Origin of the sequence: Novosphingobium sp. PhB165 (assembly GCF_004341845.1) — a bacterium.
Classification (GTDB): Bacteria; Pseudomonadota; Alphaproteobacteria; order Sphingomonadales; family Sphingomonadaceae; genus Novosphingobium.
The window spans coordinates 1-15,591 of the sequence record NZ_SLVB01000017.1 but is presented as its reverse complement, the minus strand read 5'-3'; the positions used below and the strand labels follow the sequence as shown (position 1 = coordinate 15,591).

Here is a 15,591-nt window from a genome sequence, read left to right as displayed (position 1 = left end):
ACCGCGAGCCTTTCGAGGAAACGTGCATGTCCGCGGAATCCAGCCAGACTGCCTACCCCAGCCTAGCACGGGCGCGCCGTTCGCAGGCCATCATCGTCGCCATAGCCTTTTTCACGGCCATGGATATCTACGTGATCTCGCTTCTGGTCGAACCGATCAAACATGAGCTTGGATTGACGGACATCGAAGTAGGGCTTGCCAATACGACGGTGCTTTATGGTGCCTATGCGCTGTTCTGCATTCCGATGGGGCTGCTGGCGGATCGTGCGAACAGGGTCCGGATGATGGCCGCCGCGATGCTGCTCTGGTGCTTTGGCCTGCTGCTCACGGCTCTTTCGGAGGGCGTGTGGCTGCTGGTTGCCAGCAAGGCCGTGCTCGGGATCGCCAACGCCATCACCTTGCCGACCGCCATGTCCTTGCTTGCCGACTACTTCGCGCCGGAGCGACGGGCGATGGCGACGACCTCCTACGGGATCGGCCAGGGGGTCGGTCAGGCCGGGGCGATATTCGTCGGTGGTTTCGGTTTGGGCGCGCTGACCCAATTGACTATCGGTGGATCTCGGCTGCTTTTCGGACTTACTCCGTGGCGGCTGGTATCGCTGGGCTTTGCGGCTGCAGGGTTATTGCTCATTCCTGCTATCCTGTCGCTGCGCGAACCCCGTCGCATGGAAGTCCGGCAAGAGGGTGGCGGCAACATTCGGGAGCTGTGGGCTTACCGGGGTTTTCTTGTTCCCTTGCTTGCCGGAACGACTTTCCTCTCGGGCATGTCGACCGGGGTGGTGAGTTGGATGGCGCCGGCACTCACGCGAATTTATGGGCAGCAACCCGGCGATTTTGCGGGATGGTTCGGCGCGGTTTCGCTGATTTCGGTGCTGGCTGGAATGGTCGCGGGCGGCCGATTGAGCGAATATTTTCGCCGTCGCGAAGGGCAGGGCGGCGTCATGAGACCGGCCGCTTTCGCTGCCGCCGCATGTGCTCCGGCTTCCTTCGTTGCGATGATGCCGGATCTCCTCTGGTTTGCCATGGCAGCGATCTGCTTTACGGTTGCCTTCGCTATCGCGATCACCATTCCGATGGTCGCCATCAGCTTCAGAATCCCGAACGAGTTACGCGGCGTCGTAATGGGCTGCTATGTGGTGACCGTCTCGTTGGGCGGTGCCTTTGCGGCGCCGCTTGTCGCTATGGCAAGCGCGGGGTTCGGCGGAGATGCGATGCTGGGCTATGGCATGGCAGCGGTTGGCGCTCCCTTTGCCCTGATGGCCTCGGCGTGTTTCTGGTGGGCCTCTCGCAGAACGGAATTCTCGGCGGAAGCAGTGCCTGCCGCCGTTTAGGCGCGGTGCCGCGTCCGCAACCTCGTATCAGGGACAGGACAGATGATCCAAGGAACCGTTACAACGCACTTCGATGAAGCCCTGATCGATGCGATCTTCGCGCAGGTCGATCAGTGCAGCCAGCCGGGGGCGGCGGTCGGCATCGCGATGGACGGTGTACCCGTCTATCGCCGCGGCTTCGGGCTGGCCCATATGGAATTGCCGGTGGTTCTCGGCCCGGCCATGCGCATGCGCATCGGATCGACGACCAAGCATTTCACGGCGCTTGCCTATCTTCTCTTGTGTGAGGAGGGGCGTGCTTCGCTCGACGATCCGGTCGGCCAGCACCTCGACGAAATCAACGAGGCGAGCGGGCGCGTCACGATGCGCCAGTTGATGGGGCATACGTCCGGCATTCGCGATGCCATGACGGTGTCGATGCTGACGAATGGCGCGCCCACGAAAGTCACTGATGCCGATCTCCTGGCTTATTATCAGGCTATCGAGGACGTAGATTTCGCGCCGGAAACGAGTTGGAGCTACAACAACGGCGGCTATGTCCTGCTGACCGCCGCGATTGAGCGGATCACTGGCGAGACGCTCGATACCGTTTTGCGCAAACGTATATTCGAACCGATCGGGATGTACGACACGATCCTTCGGCGGTGGGACGACGGTTTCGTTTCCAACAGTGCCGCGCTGCATTTCCGCGCTGCCGACGGCCGCTTCACGCGCGACTACATGGGGTCGGAAGTGAGTGGAGCCGGCGGCGTGGTTTCGACCATGGACGATATGTTGCGTTGGCTGAGGCATATGGACGCCCCCCATGTCGGATCCGCCGACAGCTGGCGACTCCTGAAAGAGCCCCATCGACTGGCGAACGGCACGTCCACGGGTTACGGCCTGGGGCTGGTCATCGGGAACTATCGCGGTGTCGAAACGATCAGCCACGCAGGCGGCGTGGTCGCCGGCAATTCGCAGATGATCAAGGTGCCCGCCGCCAGGCTCGATATCTCGATCGCCGTGAACCGTGCCGATGTGAATGCTGCCGATCTTGCCAACCGGATCATCGATGTCTGCGTTGAAGGCCTGGATCCGGTGATCGAAGTACCTTTCGAAAAAGTGGACTGTGTCTTCGTGTCCGCCGCCGATGGCCGCGTGATCGAGTTGCAAGCCCATGGGGAGATGCAGCTGATGGGGATAGATGGCGCACCCGGTTTGCCTGTGACTGCGGACGAGGGCGGTAACCTGCGGCTCCCGGAAATCATGTCCTTCATTCGCCAGTCGGCGAAGCGGGATGGAAACTCCCTGGTCTTCACCGATTTCGGCAATGAAGACCGGCTCGTGCCGGTTACCCCAAAACCGGGCGCGCGCCTAGGGGATCGGGTGGGACACTTTGAGGCCATCTCGGTAGCGGCAACCGCATGGATCGTCGAAGCGGGCGAGGACTATCGCCTGAGGATCGAGGGCCGCCACGGTCGGGCGGAGTACCGGCTGTCGCCCGTTACCGACAAGATATGGAAAGCGGCCTCTTTCGGGCCGTTCGGAATGCTGGGCGGCATCGTGACTTTCGCCGACGATCGCCGCGGTTTCGAGTTCGCGGCCGGGCGGATGAAGGGGATGCGCTTCACCCGTCCGCGATGAGCCGGGGGCGGAAGGAGGAGTGTGGTGTCCCGCGCTCCTCCTTCCAATCCACCTAGCCTTGCTAGACTTGCAACTGGTGTGGCGGCAAGGGCGGACCGCTCATAAGCTGACAAGGGCAGACAGCTCATAGGCTGACGCATTAACGAAAGGCAGGCTTTGCGGAGGAGACTAGACCTCGCTAATGGCTGGTTTGTCGGCGGCCCTTTCCATGGAGCAGATTGGCTGCCTCCAAAGATTGGCCAAAACTCGCTGGACGACATCCCCGGCCTAGACAGCCGTTCCACCGCTTTAAGGCCTCCGCCAAAGCCAGCGTCGTTCAATATTCCGCGCACGGAACGGAAAATATCCAATTCGTATTAGAATCGCCGGCGAGAGTGAAGATGCCCGTGTCAATGTGAACGCGCGTTACCGAACATGAGGCGCGTTAGCGCGGCTTTGAAAGTGACCAGCAACTCACTCTCTAGAAGGACAGTCGCGCCCTTATGCTGAACACGGATATCGTATCGACGGTCGGGTTCAAGCTCGGGTGGTAGAGGAATTGATAGTCCGGCGTCAGTGCAAGGTAGGACGTCAACGCAAGTCGGTAGAAGACCTCCGACGTGACCTGATCCCGCAAGTTGAAAGGCAGTTGAACCGGGATTTGCGCATCATCCGGCTTGGACCATCCGACCCCAAATCCCAATAGATCACCCGTCCGCGAACTGGGCCTGTATCCAAACCCTCCCGTGAAATTGACCTCGGCAAATCCGCCGGTACCGAGGCCCCCGCGGAAGAACCACATCACGTTCTGACCCATCATCTGATTGACGTTGAATGCAACGCCATAGGCTTTCTTTTGAGGCCGGGTAATGTCTCCGGGGCCACGCGGTTCCAGCGCATCGCGGTACCATACCGTCACGTGGATATTGTTGCGGTCCATCGGGCCGCGCGCGTGGATAGGGGCTGGACGACGGGCAAAGCTGGAGGAGCCGAGTTCCAGAAAATAGAAATGCTCGTTTCGGTTGAAGAAATCATCGACGGTCCAGCCCGTATCGCTGGAATTTGCTGTAAACATCCCTGCTTTCACATAGAAATCACCCAGCTTCCCGCTGCCCGGATACCCGGCGACCACGAACCCCGCGCCGCGCAAAGGCACGGCAATCGTCGGGCTCGTGGAGAACATCAGGTTCAGGAATTGCCGGTTATCGTCGAAGAACGGATAGGCGTTCACGAAATTCGGCGCGAAGATCTTGCCGACCGTATATTGAAGCCTCCCGTCCAATACCGTCTGCCGGATGTAGGCCTGGGTGATACCCAGGGAGAAATCACCCCAAGTGGCAGCCGTCGGCACGCCGGACCCGGCCAGCAGACCGCCCATCAGCGGCGCCAGATCGGAACCGAAAATCGGACGCCTGTCTTCAACGGCAATGTCGAAATGCAGCGCGTTGGGCTCGCCGCGGTTCAGCAACGCAGCCGAGGCATTGAATGTGAACTTGTGCCCCGCCGTGGTATCTTCGCCCACAAGGCTGTCGGTATAATTCTGCGCCAGAATCCCGTACGAACCGCCGAAGCTGATGCCGGTTCGCGCCTCGAACCGCTGCTTGAACGCGACCCACGGGGAGACCGACGGCGTCGCGTTGGTAATGGTGCTCACTGGGCTCTCATCGTCCCGGATATCCCCTTCGACTGAAAGCGTCGTATCCAGCAAATTCGGAAAAGGCGCTATGGATTGATCAGGCGGAGCGGCCTGTTCCTGAGCCGGCGCGGGAGGATTGCTCTCCTGCGCCAGGGCGGGCGACGCGCCGGACAGACCGGCTGCGGCGATCAGCAGGGCGGTACGCATTCACGCCCACGCTACCGTGTCGCTTCCGCGCACGGCCACCAGAGGGGTGCGCCACCGGCCGGGCGTCTTGCTGAGTTTTACTTGCGGCCCGAGACGGCGGACTTCGCCGTAAGGCGTTTGCGCCACGAGGATTTCCGGCGAGATCAGGCGGTTGTCGGGCCCGGTCAGATCGAACTGGCGGTCGTCAAAACGGCCGAGGCTGGCATACCACATCGCCGCGCGGGTCAGGCTTACCCGGACATGATAGCTGCCGCCCTCCTTCGCGCGCCGCCGCAGCGCCGCGATCACGCCGCAAGCGCCTAGATATCCGGCGATGTAGTCGTTCATCACCAGCGTCGGCGGGAAACGCGGCGGGCCGCCTCCGCCCTCCTCGATGGTGAAGCCCGATACCGAGAGCCCCTCCATGTCGAACCCGCCGCGCTTTGCCCAGGGCCCGGTCATGCTGTTGGCGTTACACGAAAGATAGATGATGCCCCGGTGCCCGTCGGCCAGCTCCTGCGGTCCGAAACCGAGCCGGTCCAGCGTCCCCAGACGGAAGTTCTCCACGAACACGTCGGCCTGCGGGATCAGGCCTTTCATTCTCTTGTTCTGGTCGGGATTCCTGAGATCGACGAAGGCCGAGCGCATGCCTACGTTCACGTCGATCACCAGCGCTTCATGCTCGAACGACTGGTCCCGGGCGATGTGCAGGACTTGCGCGCCATACTCGGCCAGCGTGCGCGACGAACAGGTCCCGGCGATGACATGGGTGTTGGACATCACCCGCACGCCCGACAGCGGCTGTGCCGGATGGGGCGCCCACGGAACCGGGGCGCTGTCCGCGATCTTGACGATCTCGACAAGCGGGGCCTGTGCGAGGGCCTGCCCTTCGGGATGAGCGAGCCATTCCGCGCGGGTGCGGTGCACAACACCGACGCCGCCCGCCGCGTTCAGTTCATCCTCGAATTCGAAGGCGTTCACTTGCTTGAAGGCCTTGACGATATTGTCCCGTCCGGGAGGACACTTGAGCGTTTGGAGCGCTCGCTCGTTGAGGTGCGGGTAAGCGCCGGTAACATTGAAGAAACGGCCGTCCTTCGTTTCGAACGGCACGAAAGTCATCGGATTGCCCAGGCCGACCGGCGCCTGCAACATCAGGCCGTTGACCGTGGGGATCACGAAATCGCGCGGGATCGGATCGGCGGCGGGAACGGTGCCCTCGCGCTGCGCCATCAGCAGGATCGCGCCGATCAGCGGGTTCACGTTGTAAACGGATTCGCGCAGATCGACGGTCAGGTCCTGTCCCTGCCCGGTCCGCTCGCGCCAGATGGCTGCCGCCCCCACCCCTGCGCCCATCGCCGGTATTGCCATGCAGGCCCCAACCCGGAAATGACTACGGACAATCGGATCCGCGCCGGTAAACGTGACCTTGCCACCGCCGTCCGTGGCGCTGCTGCCAATCTCGTGCATGAAGCTTGCGAAAGTGCGGTTGATGTCAAAACTGTCAGCCGCCGATGCCGACGACGATATGCCCGAAGACACGATTGCCCCGGCGGCAGCCATCCCGCCGATCTGGAGTACATCACGGCGAGACACGCTATCTGAAGCTGGCATGATTAACCTCCTCAAGCACAAGCCAAGTATTTGTGGTTAAAGGCATTTGAGGTCGTTGTTGATCAATTTGAACACATTCGAATAAATCGTCAAGTGACTACTAATGCACTCTACAAGCTAATTGGATGGTGGCCCTCAATGTCATAACCTTTTGTTGTGAAAGATTTTTGGAAATTTTTGCCTGCGGAATGTCTGCCGAGCGAAGCCAAACGCCGACGCAAATGGGCAGGAAAACGCGCACCAATTGGTCCAGGGAACACGCGTCAAAAGGATATCCGAGTCGAAAATCGGCGATTGAAAATCGTCCAATGATTACGGGAATTATCGTGAGCGAGACGCTTGAGGCACGCACGAGGTTGACCCCACTGATCGCAGTTGCCGTTGCGGGACAGGCGATCGGCTACGGACTTTCCGTCCTGCTAGCACGACGGCTCAGCTTTCAGGAGTTTGAGGCCTATGTCGTCGCCTCCGCGGCGTTCGTCCTGCTCGCGACCTTCGCTGCGCGCGGGACCGAAAAATATACGCTGGTACAGCTTCCGGTCCTGCTGGAGCGCGGCGAATGGGGCCTTGCGAAGGGCTTCGTGCGCTTCGGCGCGCGGCGCACCATCCTGACCGCGATAGTCACCGGGGTACTGCTTGCCCTGTGGAGCGGCTGGTTTCGCAATTCCGGCGATGCGGTTCGCCTTGCCTTGATCGCGACCGGCCTGTCCCTGCCCGCAGGCGCATCGATGCACTATGCCGTCGAGGTGCTTAGTGCCATGGGGAGGCCGGTTCGGGCGCTGACGATCTTCAAGTTGTTCGTGCCGGGGCTTACGCTCGCCCTGATTTCCGCGTTGGTGCTTCTTAGGGTTCCGATTGGCGGCACGGTCGCGGTGGCATGCTGGGGCGTTTCTTGGGCAATCGCGCTTGCCCTCATGGTGCGCGCCATTGGCCGGGCCGCGCCAGGAGCATTGCGACGGGTCACGCCGATCGCGGAACCGGAGGTCTGGCGCGCCGGGGCGCGACCATTTCTGGTCTACCGACTGGCGCTGGCGCTGCTGGGGCAGAGCGGCGTAATTGCGCTCGACCTGCTTCAGCCTTCGGCTGTTGCCGTGGGTGCCTATGCGGCAGCGGCGGGAACGGCGGCTTTGGCGTCCATCCTCGCGGCGGCGACCAACCGAGCCTATGGCCGCGAGTTGGCGCTACGCCTCAACCGCCGCGATTTCGACGGGCTGAACCGCGCGCGCCGACAGCGCATCCTCATGCTTGGTCCGCTCGTAGGGGTGTTCATCTGCGCGGCCCTCGCGTATCCGGAGCGAATTCTGAGCCCTTACGGCGCGATCTTTGCCAGGGAGGGCGCGAATGCCTTCAGGATCCTTGCCGTGTCGACGGCGTTCAGCGTCATCCTCTCGCTGGCGCCGACGTACCTGAAGGCGCGCAAGCGCAACCGCGTGACATACGTCATCGTGACGGCGGCGGGTTTTGGCCAGTTTCTGTTGCTGTTGCTGCTGGTACCGTGCCTTGGCGCTACCGGAGCGGCGCTTGCCCACGCGGTGGCAACATGCGGCCTATATGGCGTGTCTGCCCTGATGGCCCATCGCGAACTGATAGACGTCCGGAAGAATCTTACCATACGTAGCCAGTCCGAAACGGGCGCATAACTGCCACACATCGTTGAAAGCAGGATGGTCGACGGCAATCTCGCGCTCGAACAGAGATCGCATGGCGACAAATTTTGATTGTGCACTTCTGGATAGATCGGCCCCTGATTCCCACACGACCAGTGACAGTTTTTCGAAGCAGCGCCGTGGCCGTAGAGAGCTTGCGGCCACGGTTTGCTATTCGGCATCGATACCCAACATCCACGTCGTAAGGGCGGTCAAGACCACCAGTCATAAGCCGCCTTTAGCAGGCGTAGCGACAATGAACGTCCCGCGATTGACAAGTGGTGAAATCGTCCTTCGCGCGGAGCCATTCGCGATCGAAGCAAGGAGAAACGAAACAATTCTTCTGAAAACCTGGCAGGTGGGAGCTGGGTTTGCATTCTAAACGCGCATAACGAACGGGTGCGATTAGCGCGGAGCAACGCGAGCGTTTGTCCTCATCGCACCAGCCCGTTAGCAGCATCGTGACACTACCTGGCGATATCAGCCTATCAGCTATTCCTAGCTCACTGTCGTCTTCAGGGCTGAATGTTAGTTGTCGCTGCCAATGCCAAAAACAGGCTGTTATAGCTTTGGGCTGCCTTAACCGACAAATGACTTAGCAGAGGCGTCGTCAGCCCTTCGGAAAGCCCGAGCGGTGGCGGTCAACGAATGGCGGCTGTTTCAAAGCGGATGCGCAGGACCTGTCAGTTTCTTCACGGCCAGTTGTGCCTTACAAGCTGCCTTTCTGTCGCGAGAGGCGGGCGCCTGCGCCTCTCGCGACCGGAACGATTACCAGTTCAAACCAGCGCGCACGTAGAGGTAGCGGCCGTTGAAGCCGAAGGGCGAATAGTAGGGGAAGCCGACAACGCCGGTGGTGTTGAGCGCGGCGGGAACTTCGCGCGGATAGACGTCGAACAGGTTGCTGGCGCCGATCGCCAATTGCGCGCCCTTGGCGGGCTGATAACGCAGTTCGAGGTCGGTGATCGTGTGCGATCCAGTACGGTAATCCGCCGAAGCGGTGGTACCGGGCTGGAGCACGTCGCCGTAATAGGTCGCCCGCAACGTGGCACCCAGTGCGCCGTGCGACCAGTCAACAGTACCCGCTACCTTCTCGCTCGGCGTGCCCTCCTCGATGGTGAGGATGCGGCTGCGGGCGAAGAGAGTGGGCGCTGGGTCCAGCACCGATGTGGAGGTGGGCACCTTGGTTACCTTCACATCGTTGACGTTGCCGGCCAATGTGAGATCGAACGTATGCTCGCCCGCGTGCAGGCGGTAGTGCGCCACCGCATCGATGCCCTTTGCGGTCGAGGCGAGGCCATTGATGAAGAACCGCGCGGCCGAGACGTTGAAGGGTGCCAGCAGTTGGGCGACTTGCGGGCTGAAGCTGGCCTGGATGTTTTCCGACAGGCCCAGCTGGTCGCGAATGTGGATGCGGTAGCCATCGACGGTCAGGTCGAAACCGCCGCTGCGCACCACGAATCCCGCCGAGAGGTTGGTCGATTTCTCGGGCTGGAGTTCCTTGCCGCCCAGCGCAACCGCGACATCGCTGGTGGAAGGATATGTGCCGGTCAGGATCGGTATGCCGTTCTGCACCACCGAGGAAACCGAGGTGAAGTACTGCTGCTGGAGTGAAGGCGCGCGAAACCCAGTGGAAGCGGTGCCGCGAATGGCGAAAGCGGGGCTGAAATCATAGCGTAGCGAGAGCTTGCCGGTCCCCGTCGAGCCGAAGTCCGAATAGTGCTCGCCGCGTCCAGCAAGGCCGACCAGCAGCTTGTCGGTCACTTGGGCTTCGAGATCGAGGTAGATGCTCTGGTTGCCGCGATGCCTGTCCACCGCATTGAGCGGCGCAAAGCCGAGGAAGCCCTGCGCACCAGGTGCCGCGCCGGCGGCCGGATTGTCGGCATAGTTGTAGGAGCTGGGTTCGCCTGCCTTGATCTCGAAGCCTTCCCGCCGCGCTTCGACGCCGAAGGCCACGTTCAGCGACTGGAAAACGTCGAACTTGCGTGAGACGTCCACGCCGCCGACGAGTTGATCGTAAATCAGCGCGCCGTCGTAGAAATCGGTCTGAGATGCATTGCCATAGCTGTAGTTGGCGGAATTGAGCGTGCTGAAATCGATCCGGTTGCGCCCGTAGCTGACGTTGACGTCGACGTTCCAGCCGCCCAGATCGCCCTTCAGCCCCAGCGCCGAGTTGAGATCTTTCGAGCGGGTGTTGATGAGCGGCAGGAAGCCGTCGGGATAGATCCCCGAAACAGCCGTGGCCGCACTGGCAAGGCGGGGGAAGGCCGCGCTTTCGCTCTCACGGTGCTGGTAGCCGAACCAGCCGTAGAGTTTCCAGTTATCGCCGATCGAGCTGCCGGCATTGGCCCAGAGGCTGTATTGTTCGACGGCCGGATCGCCAAAGCGCCCGGTGACGCGGCTGGGCGTAACGCGCGGATCGAAGTCGGCCCGGTTGGTGGGATCGCGGTTCACGTATTCTCCGGAGAGCGTGAGGTATCCGTCTTCGCCAAAGCCCATGCCCTGCCACGCCGACGCGGTGATCGCGCGTTCGCCGGTGACGCTGCGACTGCCGCGCGCCGTGTCGATGTCGGTGTCGTAGATGCCGTAAGTCACGCTGGCGCCGCCGCCCGATCGCGCCTGCCGCAGACGCAGGTTGATGACACCGGCAATGGCGTCGGAACCGTATTGGGCGGAAGCGCCGTCACGCAGGACTTCGACAGTTTCCAGCGCGACGGTGGGAATTGTATTGAGGTCGACTGCTGCCGAGCCGCGCCCGATAGAGCCATTGGTGTTGAGGAGGGCCGCCGTGTGGCCGCGCACTCCGTTGATCAGAACCAGCGTCGCGTCGGGCGAAAGGCCGCGCAACGTTGCCGGGCGAATGGCGTCGGTGCCGTCCACGGCCGAGGGGCGGGGAAAGTCGATGGACGGGGCGATTGCCGCCAGTGCTGCGCCCAGTTCGGTGGTGCCCTGCCTGCGCAGGCTGATGCCGCTCAGGACATCGATGGGCGAGGCAGAATCGAGGCGCGAGCGGCCTTGTGTACGCGTGCCGGTGATGACGATTTCGGATTGCGGCGTTTGCGCGCTTTGGTTGGCAGGCGCTTCATCGGGGGATTGTGCCCAGGCCGGAGCCTGGATGGCGACGAGCGCAGTGCTCGCCGCCAGAATGCTGACGGTACGTTTCAAGTTCATGCTCCCTGTGAGAGATTGTTATCGTCGCGCTGCCCTCAGCATGGCGACTTTGCGTGTTGTCCTGTTTGGAGATTGCTATGGAGATGCGGCGTCGGCGGGCGTCACGCTGTCTGCCGTCTGGCCGAACAGGATCCGGCGGGCTTTTTCGCTGAGCGGGGCTCCGGAATCGGGATTTACCTCGGCGACCAGATCGTAGGCTCGCTGCGTTGCGGGGCGGAGCGCGATCGCTTCGAACCAGCGCTGCAGGTTCGGAAAATCGTCCAGCGATTGGCCAAGGCGTTGCCACGGCACGATCCACGGATAGCTAGCCATGTCCGCGATCGAATAGTCGTAGCCGGCCAGGAACGGGCGGTCCGCCAGCCGCTTGTCGAGTACGCCGAACAGGCGGTTCGTCTCGCGCGTGTAGCGCTCGATTGCGTAGGGAATCTGCTCCGGCGCGGCGTAGCGGAAATGGTTGTTCTGACCAGCCATCGGCCCAAGACCGCCCATCTGCCAGAACGTCCATTGCACCGCCTCGCTACGCTCGCGTGGGTTGGTGGAGAGGAATTCTCCGGTCTTCTCCGCCAAGTATTGGAGGATCGCGCCGGATTCGAAAACGGCCAGCGGCGGGCCGCCATCGACGGGATCGTCATCGACGATCGCGGGGATGCGGTTGTTCGGCGCGATTGCCAGGAAATAGGGCAGGAACTGCTCACCCTTGCCGATATTCACCGGGGTAATGCGATAGGGCAGCCCGGTCTCTTCCAGAAAGATCGTGATCTTGTGACCGTTCGGCGTGGTCCAGTAATAGAGATCGATCATCGTACCGACCCTTTCGTAGCTGAGAGATCAGGCCTCGGGTGCCGTTTCGGTTTCCGGCTGGGGGACGAGCCGCAGGTACGGCTTCACGGTCGTCCAACCCTGCGGAAAAATTGCCGCCGCCGCGGCATCGTCCAGAGAGGGGACGATGATCACGTCCTCGCCCTGCCGCCAGTCGGCGGGCGTCGCCACCTTATGGCGGTCGGTCAGTTGAAGGCTGTCGATCGTCCGCAGGATTTCCTCGAAATTGCGGCCGGTGGACGCGGGATAGGTCAGCGTCAGGCGCAGCTTCTTCGCCGGATCGATCACCAGCACGGTGCGCACCGTGGTCGTGTCGGAGGCGCCCGGATGGATCAGGTCGAGCAGGGTGGAAACCTTGCGATCATGATCGGCGATCAGCGGAAAGTTGAGCGCGGTGCCCTGCGTTTGCGCAATGTCTTGCGCCCAGTCGTGATGGCTCTCCACCGGATCGACCGAAAGACCCAGAACCTTGACGCCGCGGCGGTCAAACTCGGGTTTTAGACGGGCAACGGTGCCCAGTTCGGTGGTGCAGACCGGCGTAAAATCCTTGGGATGCGAGAACAACACCACCCAGTCCGCACCCGCCCAGTCATGAAAATCAATGCGGCCTTCGGTCGAATCCTGCGAGAAATCGGGAACTGTATCGAAGAGCTTGAGGGACATGAAATCACTCCTTTTGTCTGGATACCTGAAGGCGGACCGCTCCGCGTGCCACGCGGGCCCGCGCTAATCGGAGGGGAAGGGGGAGTGCCTGACGCTGTCGTCCCGGCGTTTGCTGTTCGCCCGGCAGTGAGAACATCTCACGCATCGGGGCGGCCGTTGCATTCTCAACTTATTTGATAGAGAATTCGAGTCAATCACAAGATTTGCTTCGGTAAGGGCAAGCGATCGTTCTTCGCTACTGGGAAAACACGTCGCCGAACCGGACAGAGTGCAGTTCGCTCCGCTTCAATTCAACGCCCAGCATCAGGAAGGAAATGTCCGAGACGAAAGAGAAGGCAGCTGCAAGCGGCGTTCCGCATAACGTATGCAAAAGCATATGCACGCAAACCGGTCATCGTCTCTGATATCGGGGCCCGGGAAAGGATTTACCGACCGCCGGACCGATCTGTCGGCTTAACTCCCACTCGACCCAACCATCGCCAACCCCGAAAGCTGAGGCGATTCCGGCGTCTTAAGGGGCAAATCGCCCAATTTGTGAGCTTGCCGCATTTCAGCGAAGCAACACCCCCGCCCTAGGAATGAAGCCGCGCCGACCTCGGGTTTCTCCTGATCGCCACGGCTACATTGTCGAACTAGACTCGACCATGCAGACCTCGATCCCGCAGAACGTCATGCGTCCGATCGTCGAGGGCGGTCTCTCAAGAGGATGGCAATCTCATGGCCTCAGCGCAATCCAATCCAGCCTCAAAATTTCTACCGGATTCGGCCGTCGGTGATGCCTATATCTATTTGCTCGGGCGGCTGTTGATTACCAGGCAGCAGCAAGTCGATTTTGACGAGGAAGGGTTTGTCTGGAACGAATTGCTCCACCGCAAGCCGGGCCAGGTCGACTGGCCCAACCCCAACCTCGACGTCGCCTATTCCGAAGCATGGGTAACGATCGACGAAGCGAGCACGCTGCTCGTGACCGTGCCCAGGATCACCGGCCGGTACTATACAGTGGAGTTCATCAATGGATGGGGCGAAACGCTGGCCAACCTCAACGAACGTTGCTACCCCGACCATCCGAATGGGCTGTTCGCCATTTGCTTCCAGGGAAGCGACGTCGAAGTCCCTAGCGGCGCCATGCGCGTGGATGTGCCGGCGAAAACCATGCGCGTGCTGCTTCGCGTCGAACTTGGGGCAAACTGGGATGATGCCATAGCCCTGCAACACCAGTTCAAATTCGAGATCCAGGGAAACCCGCAGGCACCTGAAATCCCCCGTACCGTGATGTTCGACATGGCGCATTTACCTGGCGTCGAAGCGTTCGAGTCCGCCGAGCTTGCCATGCAGGAAAAGGATCTCAGCCCACTGGACGACATGCAGGCGAAAGTTCGCGCCATCGTGAGTGAGATTGCCGATCCCGAACGCCGGGCTGAAGTCGACCGGGTAATTCGAACGAAAGCGCAGGCGGACTTTGCAGCCGCTGCGCCTTATATCGGGCGGGGCTGGATTCGAAACGGGTGGGCGCGGGAAAGTTGTTGCGGGCACTGGGGCACGGATTGGTTGACCCGTACGACCGTCAACTATGGTGGCATTTGGGCAAACGTAATGGACGAGGTAGTCTATTACCGCGGGGCCTTGGACAAGAATCTGAGCTGGGTGGAAGCCGGCGGTACCTACTCGCTCACGTTTCCGGCGGACGCGCTGCCGGAGAAATTCGCGCGGTACTTCTGGTCGATAATTGCGGTCGATCGTCAGTTTCGCCACGTGCTGCCCAATCCGCTCGAACGCTATCTGCTCAACAAGGAGTCTGGCGTTGTTAAAAGCAGCGACGGTTCGCTCACTTTATATTTCGGCCCTGCCAAGCCGGATGGAGTCCCCAATGCCAACTGGTTGCCCACGGGAGCGGGGAAGCCTTGGAGTCTGACATTTCGCTTTTATGGACCACAAGGCGGTGTTGCCGACGGGACTTTCTATCCGCCGCCGCTTATCCGAATGGCATAACTTGCCCACCAGCTTTGGCGCCCGGGCCGGTCCTTACGGATGCCACAAGCTTTCCCAACACCTGCAGCTCGCGGAATTTTGAGGCGGCACGTCCGAAAGGTGGGATGCAGGCATTTCTTGCCGGCACCCTGGCATGCTGAACGGCCGATCTCGGATCACGCCGCGATTCAACCTGCGAACCAATCTGAAAGAACCTCCCTGTAAGTTAGGGTGGGCGCGTTCCTACCAAATTGTCGTTACTGAGGTTGGTGCGACGCGTTTCATATGCTCCATTGCGTTACTGCAATTTGGAGGTCAAAATCGAATGCCCAAAATCAGGCTCATGGCAGCGGCAATTTTAGTATTCGCTTGTCCGGCTGCCGCCGTCCCACCGCCGCCGCCGTTGCCTGATACGATCAATGCGGTTCAAGCGATAATCGCAGCGATGACGAGTAAGGATTTTGCTGGCTACGATCACGTTCTGGCCGACAATTTCGTGGGACATAAAGCGGAGGCGAACGAGGTTCTCAACCGTGAGTCTTGGCTTCATGAAATACACGAGGCTTTCGATAATAAGGTTTTCAGCGTTACTGTCGTGAACGTTTATGAGGGCGCGACAACGACGGATGGCAAGTTTCGCCCACAAGTGATGCTGATAGAGCGTGTCAGCAATTTCGGATTGCACGGCGGCATCCCTGGCGACTGCTGCGCCTATTATCTCACCGAAACGCTCACGCTGGAGAACGGTAAGGTCATACGGATTGACCGCTCGCCTCTCTTTTCCTCTGAGCTATCCAAAACGGGAGAACGAACTGATCTTCAGTGATGTGAATCGACGGCAAGGGCCCAAATACAACCGGCTCGATTAGGCTGTAGACTCATAAACGCGAAGCCACAGCCGTATTGAAGCGAGTTGAACCATGGCAAGGAAGTTCTCGGCCAGTTTGTCGTAGCGGGTTGC

The 15,591-nt window shown here is 60.8% G+C and carries 10 protein-coding genes and 1 pseudogene; 5 read left to right on the top strand and 6 right to left on the bottom strand.

Annotated features, from left to right (window positions below; translation table 11 throughout):
* The first annotated feature begins 26 nt into the window (after window positions 1–26).
* Window positions 27–1,331, top strand: a complete 1,305-nt coding sequence (locus EDF56_RS25130) for an MFS transporter (RefSeq protein WP_165912386.1) — start codon at window positions 27–29, stop codon at window positions 1,329–1,331.
* A gap of 42 nt (window positions 1,332–1,373) precedes the next feature.
* Window positions 1,374–2,954 (top strand): serine hydrolase domain-containing protein, encoded by a 1,581-nt coding sequence (locus EDF56_RS25125; protein WP_132392813.1) that lies wholly within the window; start codon window positions 1,374–1,376, stop codon window positions 2,952–2,954.
* A 460-nt stretch (window positions 2,955–3,414) separates the two neighbouring features.
* Here EDF56_RS25125 and EDF56_RS25120 read toward each other — a convergent pair whose 3' ends face one another.
* Window positions 3,415–4,776: a carbohydrate porin gene (locus EDF56_RS25120; RefSeq protein ID WP_132392811.1), complete on the bottom strand. Its 1,362-nt coding sequence runs from the start codon at window positions 4,774–4,776 to the stop codon at window positions 3,415–3,417.
* The gene (locus tag EDF56_RS25115) at window positions 4,777–6,366 is read right to left on the bottom strand and encodes a CoA transferase (RefSeq protein ID WP_132392809.1); all 1,590 of its coding nucleotides are present in this window, start codon (window positions 6,364–6,366) and stop codon (window positions 4,777–4,779) included.
* 125 nt (window positions 6,367–6,491) lie between these two features.
* On the opposite strand from EDF56_RS25115, the gene EDF56_RS25110 reads away from it, so the two are divergent.
* Window positions 6,492–8,006, top strand: coding sequence for a polysaccharide biosynthesis C-terminal domain-containing protein (locus EDF56_RS25110; RefSeq protein ID WP_132392807.1), 1,515 nt, complete (start codon window positions 6,492–6,494; stop codon window positions 8,004–8,006).
* Between the two features lie 774 nt (window positions 8,007–8,780).
* Here the strand turns inward: EDF56_RS25110 and EDF56_RS25105 are convergent.
* From EDF56_RS25105 to EDF56_RS25095, 3 genes are all read right to left on the bottom strand, one after another.
* Window positions 8,781–11,180 (bottom strand): TonB-dependent receptor, encoded by a 2,400-nt coding sequence (locus EDF56_RS25105; protein ID WP_132392805.1) that lies wholly within the window; start codon window positions 11,178–11,180, stop codon window positions 8,781–8,783.
* A 75-nt stretch (window positions 11,181–11,255) separates the two neighbouring features.
* On the bottom strand, window positions 11,256–11,981 hold the full coding sequence (locus tag EDF56_RS25100) for a glutathione binding-like protein (protein ID WP_132392803.1): 726 nt from the start codon (window positions 11,979–11,981) through the stop codon (window positions 11,256–11,258).
* 27 nt (window positions 11,982–12,008) lie between these two features.
* On the bottom strand, window positions 12,009–12,662 hold the full coding sequence (locus EDF56_RS25095; RefSeq protein WP_132392801.1) for a peroxiredoxin: 654 nt from the start codon (window positions 12,660–12,662) through the stop codon (window positions 12,009–12,011).
* Between the two features lie 717 nt (window positions 12,663–13,379).
* Between EDF56_RS25095 and EDF56_RS25085 the strand changes: the two genes are divergently transcribed.
* Window positions 13,380–14,651, top strand: a complete 1,272-nt coding sequence (locus EDF56_RS25085; protein WP_132392797.1) for a DUF1214 domain-containing protein — start codon at window positions 13,380–13,382, stop codon at window positions 14,649–14,651.
* 322 nt (window positions 14,652–14,973) lie between these two features.
* Window positions 14,974–15,456 (top strand): hypothetical protein, encoded by a 483-nt coding sequence (locus EDF56_RS25080; RefSeq protein ID WP_165912385.1) that lies wholly within the window; start codon window positions 14,974–14,976, stop codon window positions 15,454–15,456.
* Window positions 15,457–15,495: 39 nt separating this feature from the next.
* On the opposite strand, the pseudogene EDF56_RS25075 reads toward EDF56_RS25080, so the two are convergent.
* Window positions 15,496–15,591: pseudogene (locus EDF56_RS25075) on the bottom strand (IS5/IS1182 family transposase); the annotation flags it as partial.

Bases quoted from the DNA above. Each gene is read 5' to 3' on its own strand.
- EDF56_RS25130 (WP_165912386.1), top strand. From the start codon at position 27: ATGTCCGCGGAATCCAGCCAGACTGCCTACCCCAGCCTAGCACGGGCG.
- EDF56_RS25125 (WP_132392813.1), top strand. From the start codon at position 1,374: ATGATCCAAGGAACCGTTACAACGCACTTCGATGAAGCCCTGATCGAT.
- EDF56_RS25120 (WP_132392811.1), bottom strand. From the start codon at position 4,776: ATGCGTACCGCCCTGCTGATCGCCGCAGCCGGTCTGTCCGGCGCGTCG.
- EDF56_RS25115 (WP_132392809.1), bottom strand. From the start codon at position 6,366: ATGCCAGCTTCAGATAGCGTGTCTCGCCGTGATGTACTCCAGATCGGC.
- EDF56_RS25110 (WP_132392807.1), top strand. From the start codon at position 6,492: ATGGTGGCCCTCAATGTCATAACCTTTTGTTGTGAAAGATTTTTGGAA.
- EDF56_RS25105 (WP_132392805.1), bottom strand. From the start codon at position 11,180: ATGAACTTGAAACGTACCGTCAGCATTCTGGCGGCGAGCACTGCGCTC.
- EDF56_RS25100 (WP_132392803.1), bottom strand. From the start codon at position 11,981: ATGATCGATCTCTATTACTGGACCACGCCGAACGGTCACAAGATCACG.
- EDF56_RS25095 (WP_132392801.1), bottom strand. From the start codon at position 12,662: ATGTCCCTCAAGCTCTTCGATACAGTTCCCGATTTCTCGCAGGATTCG.
- EDF56_RS25085 (WP_132392797.1), top strand. From the start codon at position 13,380: ATGGCCTCAGCGCAATCCAATCCAGCCTCAAAATTTCTACCGGATTCG.
- EDF56_RS25080 (WP_165912385.1), top strand. From the start codon at position 14,974: ATGGCAGCGGCAATTTTAGTATTCGCTTGTCCGGCTGCCGCCGTCCCA.